At 39.5% G+C, this 17,835-nt stretch carries 16 protein-coding genes and 2 other annotated features (1 of these 18 only partly in view); of the genes, 14 read left to right on the top strand and 2 right to left on the bottom strand.

Annotated elements, in window-relative coordinates:
• Window positions 1-50: a binding site (T-box leader), on the top strand (it extends 197 nt beyond the left edge of the window).
• An 88-nt stretch (window positions 51-138) separates the two neighbouring features.
• Window positions 139-386 (top strand) — a binding site (T-box leader).
• A gap of 56 nt (window positions 387-442) precedes the next feature.
• The 12 genes from trpE (at window position 443) to odhB (ending at window position 14,761) form a co-directional block, all read left to right on the top strand.
• Window positions 443-1,837 (top strand): anthranilate synthase component I, encoded by a 1,395-nt coding sequence (gene trpE / locus BFU02S_RS07025; RefSeq protein WP_066368435.1) that lies wholly within the window; start codon window positions 443-445, stop codon window positions 1,835-1,837.
• Complete coding sequence (locus tag BFU02S_RS07020; RefSeq protein ID WP_066368433.1) at window positions 1,834-2,445, top strand: anthranilate synthase component II; 612 nt, start codon at window positions 1,834-1,836, stop codon at window positions 2,443-2,445. The genes trpE and BFU02S_RS07020 overlap by 4 nt, the downstream gene beginning before the upstream one ends.
• Window positions 2,417-3,442, top strand: a complete 1,026-nt coding sequence (gene trpD / locus BFU02S_RS07015) for an anthranilate phosphoribosyltransferase (protein ID WP_066368431.1) — start codon at window positions 2,417-2,419, stop codon at window positions 3,440-3,442. The genes BFU02S_RS07020 and trpD overlap by 29 nt, the downstream gene beginning before the upstream one ends.
• Complete coding sequence (gene trpC, locus BFU02S_RS07010; RefSeq protein ID WP_066368429.1) at window positions 3,443-4,234, top strand: indole-3-glycerol phosphate synthase TrpC; 792 nt, start codon at window positions 3,443-3,445, stop codon at window positions 4,232-4,234.
• Entirely contained in the window at window positions 4,231-4,839 is a 609-nt protein-coding gene (locus tag BFU02S_RS07005; protein ID WP_066368427.1) for a phosphoribosylanthranilate isomerase, read from the top strand. Before trpC ends, BFU02S_RS07005 begins: the two co-directional genes overlap by 4 nt.
• Window positions 4,840-4,850: 11 nt before the next feature.
• On the top strand, window positions 4,851-6,056 hold the full coding sequence (gene trpB / locus BFU02S_RS07000) for a tryptophan synthase subunit beta (RefSeq protein ID WP_066368422.1): 1,206 nt from the start codon (window positions 4,851-4,853) through the stop codon (window positions 6,054-6,056).
• Window positions 6,053-6,838: a tryptophan synthase subunit alpha gene (gene trpA / locus BFU02S_RS06995; protein WP_066368419.1), complete on the top strand. Its 786-nt coding sequence runs from the start codon at window positions 6,053-6,055 to the stop codon at window positions 6,836-6,838. The genes trpB and trpA overlap by 4 nt, the downstream gene beginning before the upstream one ends.
• A gap of 195 nt (window positions 6,839-7,033) precedes the next feature.
• On the top strand, window positions 7,034-8,098 hold the full coding sequence (gene mnmH, locus BFU02S_RS06990) for a tRNA 2-selenouridine(34) synthase MnmH (RefSeq protein ID WP_066368418.1): 1,065 nt from the start codon (window positions 7,034-7,036) through the stop codon (window positions 8,096-8,098).
• Window positions 8,099-8,429: 331 nt separating this feature from the next.
• A complete protein-coding gene (locus BFU02S_RS06985; protein ID WP_066368417.1) occupies window positions 8,430-9,107 on the top strand; it encodes a response regulator transcription factor in 678 nt (225 codons plus the stop codon).
• Complete coding sequence (locus BFU02S_RS06980) at window positions 9,104-10,516, top strand: HAMP domain-containing sensor histidine kinase (protein WP_084361018.1); 1,413 nt, start codon at window positions 9,104-9,106, stop codon at window positions 10,514-10,516. The genes BFU02S_RS06985 and BFU02S_RS06980 overlap by 4 nt, the downstream gene beginning before the upstream one ends.
• A gap of 147 nt (window positions 10,517-10,663) precedes the next feature.
• Window positions 10,664-13,483 carry a 2-oxoglutarate dehydrogenase E1 component gene (locus BFU02S_RS06975; RefSeq protein WP_066368416.1) on the top strand — a complete coding sequence of 940 codons (2,820 nt, stop codon included), beginning with the start codon at window positions 10,664-10,666 and terminating at the stop codon, window positions 13,481-13,483.
• A gap of 15 nt (window positions 13,484-13,498) precedes the next feature.
• Window positions 13,499-14,761 carry a 2-oxoglutarate dehydrogenase complex dihydrolipoyllysine-residue succinyltransferase gene (gene odhB / locus BFU02S_RS06970; protein ID WP_066368413.1) on the top strand — a complete coding sequence of 421 codons (1,263 nt, stop codon included), beginning with the start codon at window positions 13,499-13,501 and terminating at the stop codon, window positions 14,759-14,761.
• A gap of 44 nt (window positions 14,762-14,805) precedes the next feature.
• Here odhB and sda read toward each other — a convergent pair whose 3' ends face one another.
• A complete protein-coding gene (sda, locus tag BFU02S_RS06965) occupies window positions 14,806-14,931 on the bottom strand; it encodes a sporulation histidine kinase inhibitor Sda (RefSeq protein WP_439950996.1) in 126 nt (41 codons plus the stop codon).
• A 242-nt stretch (window positions 14,932-15,173) separates the two neighbouring features.
• Here sda and BFU02S_RS06960 point away from each other — a divergent pair, with 242 nt between their 5' ends.
• Complete coding sequence (locus BFU02S_RS06960; RefSeq protein WP_066368408.1) at window positions 15,174-16,826, top strand: AMP-binding protein; 1,653 nt, start codon at window positions 15,174-15,176, stop codon at window positions 16,824-16,826.
• 67 nt (window positions 16,827-16,893) lie between these two features.
• The gene (locus tag BFU02S_RS06955; protein ID WP_439950995.1) at window positions 16,894-17,109 is read left to right on the top strand and encodes a DUF6501 family protein; all 216 of its coding nucleotides are present in this window, start codon (window positions 16,894-16,896) and stop codon (window positions 17,107-17,109) included.
• A gap of 35 nt (window positions 17,110-17,144) precedes the next feature.
• Here BFU02S_RS06955 and BFU02S_RS06950 read toward each other — a convergent pair whose 3' ends face one another.
• Window positions 17,145-17,729: a YhcN/YlaJ family sporulation lipoprotein gene (locus BFU02S_RS06950; RefSeq protein WP_066368397.1), complete on the bottom strand. Its 585-nt coding sequence runs from the start codon at window positions 17,727-17,729 to the stop codon at window positions 17,145-17,147.
• Window positions 17,730-17,835: the final 106 nt, after the last annotated feature.

The following is a 17,835-nucleotide window of genomic DNA, read 5'->3' as shown; positions in this document are numbered from 1 at the left end:
GCTATTAATTTAGCTAATGAAGGTGGCACCACGGGTCTCCCGTCCTTTTCGGACGCGGGACCCTTTTTATTTCAGAAATTAGACTATTTTGATCGATGTCAATCAACAATCAAGTTTTGGCGATTTAAAAGTAAATATCGAAAATCGTTGAACGAGAAGAGTACACATATTTATTTCTTTAGAAGAGAGCCGGGGGAGGTGAGAGCCGGTAAGAAAGGATTTGTGGAATGGGCTTGTGAGAGGCATTCTGAACATAAGTAGGAATGCACGGGATTCCGCCGTTAAAAGGATAGGATATCGAACGTAAGTTTCTGTATCCGAATAAGGAAGCAAACCCGTTGCTTCGAAAAGAGGTGGCACCACGGTTCCCAAAAATCGTCCTCTATATGCCAGACCATGATCAGGCATATAGGGGACTTTTTTATTTGAAAGGAGCAGAAAAATGAAAATAAACACAAAGTTTATATTGAAAGAGATTAGCGGCGACACATTGACCCCTATTTCGATCTTACAAAAGCTTAGCGGGTCGAAAAAATTTCTATTAGAAAGTTCTCATAAATATAATGACTCAGGCAGGTATTCCTTTATTGGTGCCGATCCAAATTTAGAGCTGATTTCCAGAGGAAAGAGAAATGAACTGATTGAAAGTAATGGTGAAAAAAAGATTATAGAAGGAAATCCATTAGATATTTTAAAACAGCTGATGCCGCAAGATTTATCCGGCGAATTCCCATTTCCATTCATTGGGGGAGCCGTCGGCTTCGTAGGGTATGACATTATCCGACAATTTGAAGAGATAGGAGAAGAGTTTCCGAATGGTTTGGAAATGCCGGATGTTCATTTAATGTTTTACGAAGTCATCATTATTTTTGACCATTTGGAGGAGAAAGTATTTATTTGCGGAATCCCGTTATCGGAGAAAAGCAGCCATGTTGATATTGAAAGAAAGATTACACAAAGAATCATTGAATTAAAAACTGCGAATGTTTTTCAGGAAGAAACTTCTTTTCACTTTTCCGGATTTGAATCAGATACAACGAAGGATACGTTTATAAGGAATGTGGAAACAGCCAAGAAGCATATTGTGGAGGGAGATATCTTTCAGGTTGTGCTTTCAAGAAGATTGAAGTCAACCTTTCAAGGTTCATCTTTAGATCTTTACCGAAAGCACCGGGCCCATAACCCTACTCCCTACATGTTTTATGTTGATTTTCTCGATTATACAGTCATTGGATCCTCACCGGAAAGCTTAATTCAAACAAGGGGAAGAACCGTTATTGCTAATCCTATTGCCGGCACAAGAAAAAGAGGGAAAAACGAAGCGGAAGATGAGTTTTTGAAAAAGGAACTATGTCATGATGAAAAAGAGCTTGCCGAGCATAAAATGCTAGTTGATCTTAGCAGAAATGATTTAGGAAAAGTATGTGAGTTTAGTTCTGTTGGTGTAAGAAAGTACATGGCAGTTGAAAAGTTCCGTCACGTCATGCACCTTGTTTCAGAGATTAGCGGGCTGTTAAGAGCAGATAAAACGTCGTTGGACGCTTTAGCTGCTTGCCTGCCAGCCGGAACTGTATCTGGGGCGCCGAAGGTGAGGGCGATGGAAATTATTAACGATCTGGAGAAATCAAAGCGAGGTCTTTACGCAGGTGCTATCGGCTATATTTCGGCAAACGGAAATATCGATTTTGCCCTGGCAATCAGAACGATGATTTTAAAACAAGGAACGGCTTATATTCAAGCAGGGGCCGGTATTGTTCATGATTCAAATCCAGAATCGGAGTATGAGGAAACGGTTAATAAATTAAAATCTTTTTTGGAAGGAGAACCTCAAAAGTGATCTTGCTAATTGATAACTTTGATTCTTTTACCTATAACCTTTATCAATACTTAGGTGAATTAGGAGAGGACATAATCGTATATCGCAACAACCAAATAGGACTTGAGGAAATTAAAAAATTAAATCCTAAAGCGATTATTCTTTCACCAGGTCCGGGTAAACCAGAGGATGCCGGAATCTGCATTGAATTGATTAAAGCCTATTACCGCCAAATTCCGATTTTAGGAATCTGTCTTGGTCATCAGGCGATCGGAGCAGCATTTGGATGTGAAATCAGGAAAGCACATGTCATCAAACATGGGAAAACTTCCTTGATTACACATAATGGTAAAGGCGTCTTTTCCTATTTGCCATCTCCGTTAGAAGTGATGCGTTATCATTCTTTAACAATTGAAAGAACTAGCCTGCCTAAAGAACTAGAATTCACTGCCATAGCCATGGATGATGGTGAAATAATGGGAATAAATCATCGTGATTATCCAGTATATGGCCTTCAATTTCATCCCGAGTCGATCGGAACTCCCACTGGGAAGCAAATGCTTAAAAACTTTTTATTAGAAATCGAAAGGAAGGATCAAAATGAAACAATATTTACTCCAATTAGCTGAGCGGCAATCTTTTTCAGAATCGCAAATGAAGGAGGCTGTTGACTTTATTCTTGGGGAGGAAGTTTCTGAATCGGAAATTGCTGCATTTTTAATGGGCTTGAAATCAAAAGGTGAAACTGTAGACGAAATTGTTGGGATTGTTAAAGCATTAAAAGGTAATACACTAAAGTTCGATAAGAAAATTCCTAATGTTCTGGATAATTGTGGTACGGGTGGCGATGGTTCCTCAAGTTTTAATGTCAGTACGACATCAGCATTTGTGATTGCCGCTGCCGGAATCCCCGTTGCCAAGCACGGCAATAGAAGTATCTCCAGCAAAACCGGCAGTGCGGATGTTCTTGAATACTTAGGGGTTAATTTGAATTTGCCGTCAGAAAGTATAGAAGAAATTCTTGAAGAAATCGGCATAGCCTTTTTATTTGCTCCGCATGTTCATCCGAAATTAAAAAAGATCATGACTGTTAGAAAACAACTTAAAATACCAACCATTTTTAATTTTATCGGACCGCTGACAAACCCGATTGAGCTGGATTATCAGTTTATTGGCATATATCGAAGGGACTTATTAAAAGTATATGCCGAAGTATTAAAACAGCTGGGCAGGAAAAAAGCAGTGGTCGTAAATGGCGCAGGTTTTATGGATGAAGCATCCTTAATGGGAGAAAATCATCTGACCATTTTGGAAAATGGCCGCGTCTCTACACTTACCTTTGTTCCGGAAGAAGTAAATCTTCCGGTATACGATAACAGCTCGATCAAGGGAGGAGATGCTAAGGAAAATGCGGAAATTTTAATCAATGTTTTAAAAGGGCAAAAGGGAGCTTATCGTGATACGGTGTTACTAAATGCCGGAATTGGGATTTTTGCTGCGGGCAAGGCGGATACCATTCAAAAAGGCATTTTAATTGCAAAAGAAATGATTGATTCCGGTGCAGCCTATGAAAAATTAACTTCCGTGATTGAAAAGTCAAGTTCAGTGCAAAGAGAGGCGATCTAAATGGAAACGATCTTGGATAAGATTATCGCTCAGAAAAAGAAAGAGGTTGAAGTACTGCGGGAAAACAAGCAAGACATCCCAAACAATCCTCCGCCAAAAAAATCGTTCATTAAAAAACTGGAAACAGCCGGTGAACTGGCGATCATCGCTGAATTCAAGCGGGCCTCACCGTCAAAAGGAATGATTAATAATCAGCTGGAACCCGCTGAACAGGCTGCTAATTATGAAAATTATGGTGCCAGTGCGATTTCTGTTTTAACGGATTCGGTTTTTTTCCAAGGTTTATTTCACGACTTAAAGTCTGTCCGTGAAGCAGTTGATTTGCCAATTCTTTGTAAGGATTTCATTATAGATCCCCTTCAAATTGATCTTGCCTCTTCGTGCGGTGCCGATTTAATTCTGCTAATTGTTGCGGCTTTGGAAGAAAAAACATTAAATGACCTGTTTCGCTATGCAAAGGATAAAGGTTTGGAAGTTCTTGTTGAAGTTCATAACCATAAAGAGTTAGAAACAGCCATTAATACCGGCGCCAAATTAATTGGCGTTAATAACCGCAACTTAAAAACGTTCGACGTATCGCTTGAAGTTACGGAAGATCTGGCGCAAGCGGTAAAAGCTTCCGGTGCTTTTTTAATCAGCGAGAGCGGAATCCATAAACAGGAGGATGTAAAACGGGTTCGGAACGCGGGAGCCAATGGGATTTTAGTCGGTGAAGCATTCATGAAAAGCCCGAACATAAAGCAGTGCTTTTTAGATTTTCGCTTACCGTTAACAGAAGGTGCAAAGCCTTGAAAGTGAAAATTTGCGGCATTACAGATATTGAGACGGGAAAGAAGGCTGTAGAATACGGTGCGGATGCCGTTGGATTTGTTTTTGCGGAAAGCAAGCGGAAAGTTCCTGCGGAATTGGCAAAGGAAATTATTTCACATTTACCAAAAGATGTGTGGAAGGTTGGCGTATTTGTTAATGAAACTAAAGAAGCAATTGAAAGAATTGCAGAAGTTGCCGGCCTTACTCATCTTCAGCTTCATGGGGATGAATCAGCTGCATTTGCTGTCTCTCTTTCCTTACCGGTGATTAAAGCCATTAGTTTTCAAGATAACAAAACGTTAGAGGTGTTTCATCAGTTTCCGTGTGACTATTTACTGCTTGATGGACCTAAAGGCAAATACAGGGGTGGCAACGGTTCAGCGTTTAACTGGCAGGAGGTTAACATCGATCTTCTGAATCAGAAACATGTTATTCTTGCCGGCGGGCTTGATCCGGAAAATGTTGCAACAGCGATCAACATCATCAAGCCATATATGGTGGATGTAAGTTCAGGAGTGGAAACTGAAGGGCGAAAGGATTTTAGAAAAATAAAACAATTTATAGAAAAAGCAAAAGGAATTATTTAGGAGGGAAGTTCATGTCAACCTATACATTACCGAATGAAAAAGGTCATTTCGGCATTTTTGGTGGAAGATATGTGCCGGAAACATTGATGAAAGCAGTGGTGGAATTAGAAACAGCTTATAAAGAAGCAAAGGACGATCCTGATTTTCAGTCGGAATTTCGCAGATTATTAACGGAATATGCCGGCCGGGAAACTCCTTTATATTTTGCGCAGAATCTTACCAAATATGCGGGCGGAGCGAATATCTATTTGAAAAGAGAAGATTTAAACCATACAGGTGCTCATAAAATCAATAATGCAATTGGTCAGGCTCTGCTTGCCGTCCGCATGGGGAAAAAGAAAATTGTCGCTGAAACGGGGGCAGGACAGCACGGGGTAGCTACTGCAACAGTCTCTGCTTTATTAAATCTGGACTGTATTATTTTTATGGGTGAGGAAGATATAAAACGCCAGGCACTAAATGTGTTTCGTATGGAACTGTTAGGAGCAAAGGTGGTGAGTGTTACATCAGGAAGCGCCACATTAAAGGATGCAGTCAACGAAGCACTTCGATATTGGGTGGCAAATGTGGATGATACTCATTATCTGCTCGGATCTGTTATGGGACCCCATCCATTCCCAATGATTGTTAGAGATTTCCAAAGTGTCATTGGCCAGGAAACAAGAGATCAATTTAAAGCAGCAAAAGGCAGACTTCCGGATGCGCTTGTAGCCTGCATTGGCGGCGGCAGTAATTCGATAGGAATGTTCTATCCGTTTATTGAAGAGGAAGCGGTTCGTCTGTACGGAATCGAAGCCGCAGGAAAAGGCATTGATACGCCGTTTCATGCCGCTTCACTAACAAAAGGGAAACCAGGTGTGCTGCATGGTGCATTGATGTATTTGCTGCAAGATCAGGATGGCCAAATTCAGGAAGCCCATTCCTTATCTGCAGGTCTTGATTATCCGGGAGTTGGACCGGAACATAGCTATTTAAAAGAAATTGGCCGGGCAGAGTATCATTCCATTACTGACCAAGAGGCACTTGAAGCTTTCCAGCTGTTATCGAAGCATGAGGGAATCATTCCGGCCTTGGAAAGCGCTCATGCTGTTGCGTTCGCTGTTCAGCTTGCTGCAAAAATGAATGCAGACCAAAATATCGTCGTCTGCTTGTCAGGCCGTGGTGATAAAGATGTAGATGCTGTGAAAGCAAGATTAGAAAGGGGACTGGAATCATGAATCGAATTGAACAAACTTTTCAATTATTAACAAAAACAGGCCGTAAAGCATTTGTTCCCTATCTGATGGCTGGGGACGGCGGGTTGGATTGTCTGGCAGACCGGCTGACACTATTGGAAAAGTTCGGGGCTAGTGCCATTGAAGTTGGGGTTCCTTTTTCAGATCCGGTGGCAGACGGTTCGGCGATTCAAATGGCAGGAATACGAGCACTTAAAAATGGGACCACTTTAAGAGGAATTATAAAAAAAATAGCTGAAGCAAGAAAACAAATCCATGTGCCGATTATTCTTATGACCTATTTAAACCCTGTTTATGCATACGGTATTGATGCATTCATCTTTGATATTCAGGAAGCTGGGATCGACGGGTGCATTATTCCTGATTTGCCTATGGAAGAAGAAGATATCATTGCACCAAAACTTCATGAAGTTAATATAGAATTTATTCGGCTGGCAACTCCGACCACACCACTTGACAGAATTAAACAAATTGCAGGTAAGGGCAGGGGGTTTTTGTATACTGTTACTGTTAAAGGCATCACAGGGGAAAGAAGCGAATTTGCTCATGATCTGTACGCATTTTTGAAACAGGTAAAGGAAGTAAGTTCCATTCCGGTATTAGCCGGTTTTGGAATATCTAATCAAGAGCAAATTGCTGAAATTGTTGAATACTGTGATGGAGTTGTAGTTGGCAGCAAAATCGTTGATTTATTCGCGAGCAGCCGTCTTAGGGAATTGGAGCAGCTTGTATCCATTTTTCATTCAAAGTCTAATCCGTTCTAATTTTTTAAATCTTATTTTGTGAACCGCTGTATATCGGGATTCTTGAAAGAATAGGACATTTTGATTATAATAAAGACAGACGATAATCAGTTTAATTTTTAACATGTAAGAACATGGAATCATAAACTTTTGGAAACTTCCCTGCGCGGAAGTTTTGTTTGTTGTTATAGAAATTATTCTAGGAGCATTACAAAAATGAAGGAAATAACTATTGAGGAATTCTTCTCGTTAAAGGATCCAATTGTCATTGATATACGCTCTCCGATTGAATTTAAAGATGGCGCTGTACCCGGAGCTATTAATGTTCCTTTATTTACAGACAAAGAGCGTCAGGAAGTTGGAACAATTTATAAACAAGAAGGACCGGCTGCAGCCAAGTGGAGGGCGATGGAACTTGTCTCGCCGAAATTACCGGCTATGCTTGGGACTATTAAAGCCTATTATGAATGTGGTGAATTAGTAATATATTGCTGGCGTGGCGGGATGCGCAGCAAAGCAGTGGTAACTTTTTTAGAATTTGCCGGTATTTATGCTTGGCGTTTATCCGGAGGTTATAAATCATACCGTCAATACATCCTTGAGCGAATACCAGAAATGTTTCCGAAAAAAGCTGTTGTCTTGCATGGAATGACCGGTGTTGGCAAAACTGTTATACTCAAGATGTTAAAGCAGCAAGGTTATCCTGTACTTGATCTGGAGGAAATGGCAGGTCACAGGGGATCGATTTTTGGAACGATTGGCCTTGGAGAAGGACATAATCAAAAAACATTTGATTCCCTTTTATTCAAGGGGCTTGAGGACATACAAGGTGCTGATTATTTTCTTGTCGAGGCGGAAAGCAAACGGATCGGAAAAGCGGTGCAGCCTGAAGAATTAATGGAGCTCAAACTTAATGGGGTTCATTTCTATATTCATTCACCGCTCGAGCAACGAGTAAAACAGCTGGTGTCTGAATATGTTCTTCCATATGAAAAGGAAACATGGTATCACGAAAAAATCACAATAGGAATTGAAAGTATTTTAAGACGTATGAAAAATTTAGATGTAAAAAAACAGCTGGCAGAATTGCTACATGAACGAAAATATTCAGAACTAATCCCCATTTTACTTGAAAACTATTATGATACGCGTTATAATCACGCAAAACAAGAATATGTGGGAAAATTTATAGACATCTATGTCGAAAACCCTGCCGAGGCAGCGGCAAAAATTGTCGGTAAATTAAATGAATTATCATTACTGCCAACTATAGCATGCTAAAGGTGTTCAGCACACGGATTTTAACGTGTGCTGTTTTCGTAATATATTATTAATCATGTATTTATTAGAATAATTTCATTCGTTTCTCATCGTACTTTCCTTTTCTGGAGGTAAAATCATGTAAAACATTTCCAACATCACTAAGCCAGTGTAGAGATGCTGGAACTGGACAAAAAGGAGGAATATGATATGTGGATTCGCCTTGTAATTGTTGGTTTCTTTTCTCTCACTGCTTTTTCACTAATGTCCTTCCAATCCATTGAAATAGTGCATGCAATCATGGACTTTTTACAAAATAAGAATCACATTAAATAAACGAGTGTGACAAAGTATGCAAAGAATTTTAATTATAGAAGATGAAAAGAATTTAGCAAGGTTCATCGAATTAGAACTAAATTATGAAGGATATGAAACGAAAACTTGTGCGGATGGCCGCAATGGCTTGCAAATGGCACTAAATGAAACATGGGATGCAGTTTTGCTTGATTTAATGCTTCCGGAACTGAATGGACTTGAGGTCTGCCGTCGAATAAGACAGGCGAATAAGACCATCCCTATTATTATGATAACGGCAAGGGACAGTGTACTTGATCGTGTTTCCGGTCTGGATAGCGGGGCAGATGACTATATTGTCAAACCGTTCGCCATTGAAGAATTATTAGCAAGACTAAGGTCGTTGTTCCGCAGGGTTGAAGCACTGGGTGCTGCTGAAGTCACTACCCTCACATATAAAGATCTCTCAGTTGAACTGGAATCATGTGTTGTGAGAAGGGGTAATGACATCATCTCGCTTACAAAGCGGGAATTTGACCTTCTCGTTGTATTTATGAGTAATATCAATATTGTTTTGACCAGAGAAGTCTTATTAAACAAAGTTTGGGGCTATACAACGGGTGTTGAAACAAATGTTGTTGATGTTTACGTACGATATTTACGAAATAAGATCGATAGCAAAAATGATACAAGTTACATTCAAACAGTTCGTGGTATAGGATATGTAATGAGATGAAACATAAATTAACGAGCTTAGTTAAAACACTTCCATGGCAGACAAAACTGGTACTAAGCGGTTCTGCAGCCATTTTTTTAACCTTTTTTTTATTTAGTTTTATAGAGTATCATATGGTCTCGAAGTGGATGTTGCAGCGTGAGGAAAGCGCCGTCAATAAAACCCTGACCGATATCACAACCTTTTATAAACAAAATAATTCCTTGGCAGCAAAAGATATTCGAAAAAGCGTTGGCTTTTTAAAGAAAATGAATACAAAAGACCAATTAATCAGGGTGTATGATCAAAAAGGAGTTATTCTGGCTGCCGATAAAAATGGTGAATTTTCAGTACTGGAGCCTACTCCAACAATAAAGCAGGCCATTGAAAGTGTTTCAATTGAAGGAAATGAAGCGATTGTGGGCAGAACCCCTTTGGTCAGTAAGCAATTTAGAGGAACTGTTGAGGTTGTCCGTCAATTAAATGACTATCATAAATTAATGAATAATCTTTTTTGGGGGATGACAATTTTTGGCATTTGGGCAATTCTGTTAAGTGCCATTAGCGGTTATTTTATTGCACAGCAGCTGTTAAAGCCTGTAAGGGAATTGGCAGATGCGATGAAGCGCATAAAGAAAAACGGTTTTCAAGAAAGGATGGAAATTCATCCGGAAAGAAAAGATGAATTATCTGATTTAACGAATGTTTTCAATGAAATGATGGATGAATTGGAAAGATCGTTTTTACAACAAAAACAATTTGTTGAGGATGCCTCACATGAACTCAGGACTCCAGTTTCCATCCTGGAAGGCCATCTTTCTCTCTTAAACCGGTGGGGAAAAAAGGACCCAGCTATCCTTGACGAATCATTGACCGCTTCGCTTGGGGAATTATCGCGCTTAAAGAAATTAATAAACGACCTTTTAAGTCTAACCCGAGCGGAAAATTACGCATTATTGCGGGAGGATAAAGCGGATATTCAAACTATATTACATTCATTAATTAAGAATTTGAAAATTGTTCATCCAGATTTTCAGTTTCATTTGGAGGTAGAGGAGAAACTTCCTTTAATTGCAATTTCAGAACAACATTTAGAGCAAATTTTGATTATTTTGCTGGATAATGCGATAAAATATTCTCCGGTCCATAAAACAATTAATGTTTCAGCCAAAGTACAAGATGATAAAGTCTTAGTCTCCGTTACAGATAAAGGGATCGGGATCCCAAAAGAACATTTACAAAATGTCTTTAACCGATTTTACCGGATTGATAGAGCACGTGCCAGAGTTAGCGGAGGAACAGGATTAGGGCTTTCGATTGCCAAAAGATTAATTGAGGTATACAATGGGGATATATCAATTGATAGCAAAGAAACACAAGGAACAACAGTAAATTTACTGATTCCAATTTCAAGGAGAAAATTTTCTTAAGGACCAATGCAAGGTCCTTTTTGTACGAAATCCTTTTTTACAAAGTATTCTTATAAATTAGGATATTTTTTGTACACTTATGACACACACTACATTAAAGGCATCAATCAATATTCCATGATTTTGCTTTAAGAGAGGGATTGTTAAATGACCAGGTTAAATGCAGAAAAAGCAGCTTTTCTTAACAAGTTTTCAGGACCAAATCTGGGCTATTTACTTGAGCAATATGAAAGGTATAAAAATGACCCGGATTCGGTTGAACCTGAAATGAGATCGGTATTTGCCGATATAAATGAAACCGATTTTTTAAGTTTTATTGAACCCATACGTGAAACTTCAGCTCCAATTTCACTAAGCAGCGAGAAATTAATAGCAGCTGCCAAGCTTGGCGAAAATATTCGCACATATGGCCATCTGGCTGCAAATATCTATCCGTTAAGAAATGTCGAGCCTGATGTCTCACATCTTGAGTTAAGTAGTTACGGTCTTAGCGAAATGGATTTAGCTCAGCTGCCTGCCGACATTATCACGAAGAATGCTCCGGCTTCGGTTCGTTCAGCGTTAGAGGCATATCATTATTTAAAAGATGTTTATACGAAATCGATTGCTTATGAATTTGATCATGTTCATGACATTAAGGAGAGAAATTGGCTAATCGAGCGGATCGAAGACAGCAAGTATCATCCGAAATTTTCGTCCGAAAAACGGAAACTTTTATTAAAAAGATTGATTCAAGTGGAAGGATTTGAGAAATTTCTACATAAAACGTTCGTCGGTCAAAAGCGGTTTTCCATTGAAGGATTGGACATGCTCGTACCGCTGATCGATGAAACAATTTCAGAGGCAGCTAAGGATGGCGCTTCGGTCATTAACATAGGAATGGCGCACAGAGGACGATTAAATGTACTTGCACATGTCCTTAGAAAACCATATGAAATGATTTTTGCAGAATTTCAACATGCTCCAAATAAAGAGCTTGTTCCTTCCGAAGGTTCTTTTGGCATCAATTTTGGATGGACAGGTGATGTTAAATATCATTTAGGTTTGAACAGTCAAATGGATGTTGAAAATGCTGCAAAGGTTAAAGTAACACTGGCCAATAATCCGAGCCATCTTGAATACGTCAATGCTGTCGTTGAAGGTTATACGAGAGCAGCCCAGGATGATCGAAGAAATCCAGGCTATCCAAAAGAAAACTTTAAATCAGCACTGGCCATTATCATTCATGGTGATGCTGCTTTTCCGGGTGAAGGAATCGTTGCGGAAACACTGAATTTGAGCAGATTAAAGGGATACCGCACGGGAGGCACCATTCATATCATTGCCAATAATACAATCGGCTTTACAACAGAATCGAGAGATTCCCGGTCAACCCGCTATGCAAGTGATTTAGCAAAAGGGTTTGAAATACCAATTGTTCATGTTAATGCGGATGATCCGGAAAGCTGTTTGGAAGCAGCAATCTTAGCTGCGGAATATCGGTCTGTTTTCCAAAAAGATTTCTTGATAGATTTAATTGGATACCGCAGATTCGGTCATAATGAAATGGATGAACCGCGGACAACGAACCCGCAAATGTATACGCTTGTTGATAAACAATTAACGGTGAAAGAATTGTATGCCAAGGCCCTTTTAAAAGAAGGCATTATAACAAATGAAGAATTAACGAAAATGGAGCAAGAAAATCTCGAGAAACTTAATAAAGCATATGAATTGGTTTCAAAGCTTAAAAAAGAAGATGTTCATGTTCCGGAACCTCCAAAATATACGAAAGAGCAAGAACATGTAGTCACAAAAGTTCCGATGGAATCGCTTCAAAAATTAAATGAGGAATTACTGCAATGGCCCGCAGGTTTTAAGGTGTTCAGCAAGCTTGAAAGAATTTTAAAAAGACGGGCGGATGCGTTTTCGGAAAATGGAAGAATCGATTGGGCTCATGCTGAGGCACTGGCATTTGCTTCGATATTAAAGGATGGCACTCCGATCCGGTTAACAGGGCAGGATTCAGAGCGGGGAACATTTGCCCAAAGAAATCTCGTCCTTCATGATGAGAAAACAGGTGAAACTTTCTCACCGCTGCACCAATTTGCTACTGCAAATGCTTCTTTCGCCATTTATAACAGTCCGCTGACAGAAGCAGCAGTGGTTGGATTTGAATATGGCTATAATGTGTTTTCCCCAGAAACATTAGTCCTCTGGGAAGCGCAATACGGTGATTTTGCCAATGCAGCCCAAGTAATGTTTGATCAGTTCATTGCTGCAGGTCGGGCAAAATGGGGACAAAAATCCGGGCTTGTAATGCTGTTGCCGCATGGATATGAAGGGCAGGGTCCGGAACATTCGAGTGGAAGAATTGAACGGTTTTTACAGTTGGCTGCAGAAAAGAACTGGTCAATTGTGAACCTTTCATCTGCTGCGCAATATTTCCATTTATTAAGACGCCAAGCTGCCATGCTAATGAAAAATGAAGTTAGGCCGCTTGTTGTAATGTCACCAAAAAGTCTGCTGAGGAATCCGCTTGTTTCTTCTGCTCCAACAGAACTTTCTGAAGGAGAATTTAAACCGGTAATGGAGCATTATGAATCGATCGATGAAGCAGCTGTTGAAAGAATTGTGCTTGGTACAGGAAAAATTACGATTGATATTGCTGAACATTTGAAAGACCGGACAGATGAACATTGGTTACAAGTCATAAGGGTGGAAGAAATTTATCCATTCCCAACTGATAAATTGAAAGCAGTTATTGCTAAATACAAAAATGTGAAAGAAGTATTTTGGATTCAAGAAGAACCAAAAAATATGGGTGCTTGGTATTTTGTTGAACCGCGAATCAATGAAATTTTACCAAATGGATTGAAGGTAAATTATATTGGACGCAGGCGCCGGTCAAGCCCAGCTGAAGGCGACCCAATGGTTCATAAACTAGGACAATCAAATATTATTCAAGCTGCCATTACAAAAGAATAAGAGGAGGAAATTAAAATGGCTGAAGTAAAAGTTCCAGAATTAGCAGAATCTATAACAGAGGGTACCATTGCGAAATGGCTTAAGAGTGTAGGCGATTATGTTGAAAAAGGCGATTACCTTGTCGAATTGGAAACAGACAAAGTAAATGTTGAAATTATCTCCGACTATTCAGGTGTTCTAACAGAACAAAAATTTGAAGAAGGAGATACCGTTAAAGTTGGCGAAGCAATTGCATCTGTGGATGAAGCAGCACAAGGCGCTCAATCTCAAGATACGCAAAAACAGGAAACACCTAATGTAGATGCAGTGAAGGCTGAACCAGCAGCTCCAAAACCTGTCGAAAGTACAACAGCTCGGCAGGAAGAAGGAACTGAAGGAAAAGGTCAGAGACCAATTGCTTCTCCTGCTGCCCGAAAGTTAGCGAGAGAAAAAGGAATCGACCTAACTGAGATTCCGGCATCCGATCCATTAGGAAGAATTCGGAAGCAGGATGTTTCATCATTTCAACCTGAAAAAAGTCATGTGGCACCTTCAGCTCCGGCCGAAAAAGCGACAGTCGCAGCACAAGATCCTGCTAAGCCGGTTGTTATAGAGCGTATGTCTCGCCGCCGTCAAACCATTGCGAATCGGCTTTTAGAAGTAAAACAATCAACTGCTATGCTGACAACATTTAATGAAATCGATATGTCTGCCGTTATGAACCTAAGAAAACGGAGAAAGGATAGCTTTTTCAAGGAACATGATGTCCGCCTTGGCTTTATGTCTTTCTTTACGAAAGCAGTAGTGGGAGCATTGAAGAAATATCCTTATTTAAATGCAGAGATCCAAGGCGATCAGCTGTTAGTGAAAAAGTTTTATGATATCGGTATTGCAGTTGCCACAGAGGAAGGGCTTGTTGTTCCTATCGTTCGTGATGCAGACCGGAAATCATTTGCTGAAATTGAACGTGATATCATGGAGATGGCCGAAAAAGCAAGGACGAAAAAATTATCATTAAGTGATTTACAAGGCGGTACTTTTACCATTACAAACGGGGGAGTATTCGGTTCATTGTTCTCAACTCCGATCTTAAATGGCCCGCAAGTGGGGATACTTGGTATGCATAGTATTCAAAAGCGTCCGGTAGTCGTTGATGATGATAAAATAGAGATTAGGCCAATGATGTATGTGGCTCTTTCCTATGACCATCGAATCGTCGATGGAAAAGAGGCTGTCAGCTTCCTAAGCAAAATTAAAGCCATGCTCGAAGACCCTGAGAATCTGCTCTTGGAAGGGTAATTTCATTAAAACCGCTGAACTGTTCAGCGGTTTTTCCTTTTTATCTAACGCCGTTTAAAAGGTTTTAACCCTCGTCTCTGTATCTCTTCTTTCAAAATCTTAATCCATTCTTTTTCCTTTCCAGATTTCAATGCATCCCGATACGAAACAACTAACTGCTCGTTACTCATAATTTTCAATTCAAGAATGCCTCCTTTGGAAATGGATAAATATTAAGCTTTTTATTATTGTAACGGGTTACAGGATATTTGAGAAGACCTAATTTTTAAATTTTAGAAATTATTAATAAATTATTTAGTTAGGAATGATATTAATTCAAAATATATTGAATATTCTCACCAATGTGGTAATATTCATTTGAATACAATTTGTTGAATTGGTTCACTTGTATGCCTTAAGGAGGAATAGATGGATGTCGAATTTATTAAATGTTACGATTGGTAGATTAATAGAGGATCAAGCAGTGATACATCCAGATCATGAGGCTGTAGTTTATTCTGATCGCAACTTAAGATGGACATACAAGGAATTTAATGAAATTTGTCGGCAGGCTGCAAAAGGACTTATGAAGCTTGGAATTGAAAAAGGGGAGCATTTAGCGGTATGGTCCACAAACACTCCGGAATGGTTGATTACACAATTTGCAACCGGGAAGATTGGAGCAGTTCTTGTTACTGTTAATACCAATTATCGGACCTCAGAACTTGAATATTTATTAAAGCAGTCGGATTCCACTACGATCGTTTTAATGGACGCATGGAAAGACTCTGCTTATATGGAAATGCTTTATGAAATAGCACCGGAACTCAAAATATCCGAACCTGGCCAGTTAAATAGCAGTCGGCTTCCTTATTTAAAAAATGTGATTGTCTTGGGAGATAAAAAGTACCCGGGGACCTATTCATGGGATGACATTATTGAACTTGGTCAATTTGTATCTGATGAAGAATTAGATAGGAGGTTAAGGTCACTTGATCCGGATGATGTCATTAATATGCAGTACACATCCGGTACTACGGGATTTCCCAAAGGAGTTATGCTGACACATAATAATATCGTTAATAACGCTTTAAATATTGCATCTTGCATGAAACTATCGAATTGCGACCGGTTATGTATTCCGGTTCCATTTTTTCATTGCTTCGGCTGTGTATTAGGCACAATGGCATGTGTGACTGTTGGTGCCACAATGGTTCCGGTCCAGGAATTTAGTCCAAAACGAGTGCTACAAACGGTTCAGGATGAACGATGTACCGGACTTCATGGGGTTCCAACTATGTTTATAGCCGAGCTGAATGATCCGGAGTTTGATAAATATGATCTATCTTCATTAAGAACTGGGATTATGGCTGGCTCAAACTGCCCAATTGAAGTCATGAAAGGCGTGATCGAGCGAATGGGGGTAAAAGAAATTACGATTGCCTATGGACAAACTGAATCTTCACCAGTGATTACCCAAACAAGGACCGATGATCCAATTGAATTACGGGTGGAAACAGTCGGAAAAGCTTTGCCAAATGTCGAAGTGAAGATTGTTAAGCCGGGAACAAACACGGAAGTTCCCCGTAATGTGCAAGGGGAGCTGTGTACAAGAGGGTACCATGTAATGAAGGGATATTATAAAAATCTGGAAGCAACTAGAGAAGCCATTGATGACGATGGTTGGCTTCACACTGGAGATTTAGCGGTGATGGATAAAAACGGCTATTGCAAAATTACTGGCCGGTTAAAAGATATGATCATCCGCGGGGGTGAAAATATTTATCCGAGGGAAATTGAAGAGTTTCTATATTCCCACCCGAAAATATTAGATGTTCAAGTGATTGGTGTCCCAGATGAAGTATATGGCGAAGAAGTACTGGCCTGGATTATTTTGAAAGACGGTGTATCGGCAACTGTCGATGAGATTAAAGAATTTTGTCGGGGGAAAATATCGAAACATAAAATCCCGCGCTATATTGAATTTACCAATGCCTATCCGATGACGGCATCGGGAAAGATTCAGAAGTTTCGCTTGCGAGAAAAAGCCATAGCAACAATCAAAAAAACGAATGCCATAAAATAAGCCTTTCGATTTAGTTGCCGCTGCCTAAACTATTGATTATACTATTAACTGTATAAAATCAATGAGGATGGTGGCATATTTGATTCATTTATCATGGCATGATACGAAAACAATCAAGAAAGTGAAATGTGTTCATACGAATGCCAAGAAATATATGGTCAATAATGTTTTAACAGTGGGAAAAATATATGAAATGAAAAATGAAACAGATGAGTTTTATTTTGTGATCGATGACAGCGGAAAAGTTGGCGGCTTCTACAAAGAATATTTTGAGGAAATTTAAAAAAGATGCCTGGCAAAAAGCCAGTCATCTTTTTATTATTTCGCTTCCGGGAATATTCTGCGGATTGTATCTGTGAATTGGTAAAAGAATCCGGAAATTGGTTTACCATTACGGATATCCTGAGCATACGTATTCATGCGGTCATAAAAATCTGGGTTTGTTGAAACATAGACATTATCGATATTTCTGTCAACTGATTTTACTGCTTTTGCGATTTTGTTTTTTACATCTGTTGATAATCTGTTGCCAGCTCCAGGCTCCAATTTAGCCGCAACATATGCATTATTGTAACTTACAATAACATTCGCACTATCTACTTCCTTCAGATCGGTTACTTTATCAGCAGCTCGGTCAGCTACCCGCATTCTGGAAGTATCCGTCCCAACATCATTTGGGGTATAGCGGACATCATTTTGATCGGTATCACGGTAAATCCTAGTATCATTCATATCTGTTCTTGTAACCCCAGGACGGTTTGGTGCAGGTGCTGGTGTTTGATAATCGACTCTTGCCCGATTGGTGTCCCTATTGACAAGGTCACTTCTGGTGTCATTTCTAGCGCAACCGGTTAAATATAAACTAAAAATAAGGGTTGCAGTAAGTACAATGCTTTTCTTCATGCAGGAAAACACTCCTTTATTTAAGTTGTACACAATTATGATTCCATATTTAAATCAGAATATCCTTAAGAGAAATATGAAAAAATTTGGAAATAAAAAGGGGCTG

Source organism: Neobacillus fumarioli NBRC 102428 (assembly GCF_001591485.1).
GTDB classification, from domain to species: domain Bacteria; phylum Bacillota; class Bacilli; order Bacillales; family Cytobacillaceae; genus Neobacillus; species Neobacillus fumarioli.
The sequence above is the reverse complement of the archived record's forward strand: the minus strand, read 5'-3'. Positions and strand labels throughout refer to the sequence as shown.

Excerpts from the sequence above, each read along its gene's own strand:
- BFU02S_RS06950 (WP_066368397.1), bottom strand. The coding sequence starts at position 17,729 with ATGAAGAAAAGCATTGTACTTACTGCAACCCTTATTTTTAGTTTATAT.
- trpB (WP_066368422.1), top strand. The coding sequence starts at position 4,851 with ATGTCAACCTATACATTACCGAATGAAAAAGGTCATTTCGGCATTTTT.
- trpD (WP_066368431.1), top strand. The coding sequence starts at position 2,417 with ATGAAACAATATTTACTCCAATTAGCTGAGCGGCAATCTTTTTCAGAA.
- trpA (WP_066368419.1), top strand. The coding sequence starts at position 6,053 with ATGAATCGAATTGAACAAACTTTTCAATTATTAACAAAAACAGGCCGT.
- mnmH (WP_066368418.1), top strand. The coding sequence starts at position 7,034 with ATGAAGGAAATAACTATTGAGGAATTCTTCTCGTTAAAGGATCCAATT.
- sda (WP_439950996.1), bottom strand. The coding sequence starts at position 14,931 with ATGAGTAACGAGCAGTTAGTTGTTTCGTATCGGGATGCATTGAAATCT.
- BFU02S_RS06960 (WP_066368408.1), top strand. The coding sequence starts at position 15,174 with ATGTCGAATTTATTAAATGTTACGATTGGTAGATTAATAGAGGATCAA.
- trpE (WP_066368435.1), top strand. The coding sequence starts at position 443 with ATGAAAATAAACACAAAGTTTATATTGAAAGAGATTAGCGGCGACACA.
- BFU02S_RS06980 (WP_084361018.1), top strand. The coding sequence starts at position 9,104 with ATGAAACATAAATTAACGAGCTTAGTTAAAACACTTCCATGGCAGACA.
- BFU02S_RS06955 (WP_439950995.1), top strand. The coding sequence starts at position 16,894 with ATGGTGGCATATTTGATTCATTTATCATGGCATGATACGAAAACAATC.
- odhB (WP_066368413.1), top strand. The coding sequence starts at position 13,499 with ATGGCTGAAGTAAAAGTTCCAGAATTAGCAGAATCTATAACAGAGGGT.
- BFU02S_RS06975 (WP_066368416.1), top strand. The coding sequence starts at position 10,664 with ATGACCAGGTTAAATGCAGAAAAAGCAGCTTTTCTTAACAAGTTTTCA.
- BFU02S_RS06985 (WP_066368417.1), top strand. The coding sequence starts at position 8,430 with ATGCAAAGAATTTTAATTATAGAAGATGAAAAGAATTTAGCAAGGTTC.
- trpC (WP_066368429.1), top strand. The coding sequence starts at position 3,443 with ATGGAAACGATCTTGGATAAGATTATCGCTCAGAAAAAGAAAGAGGTT.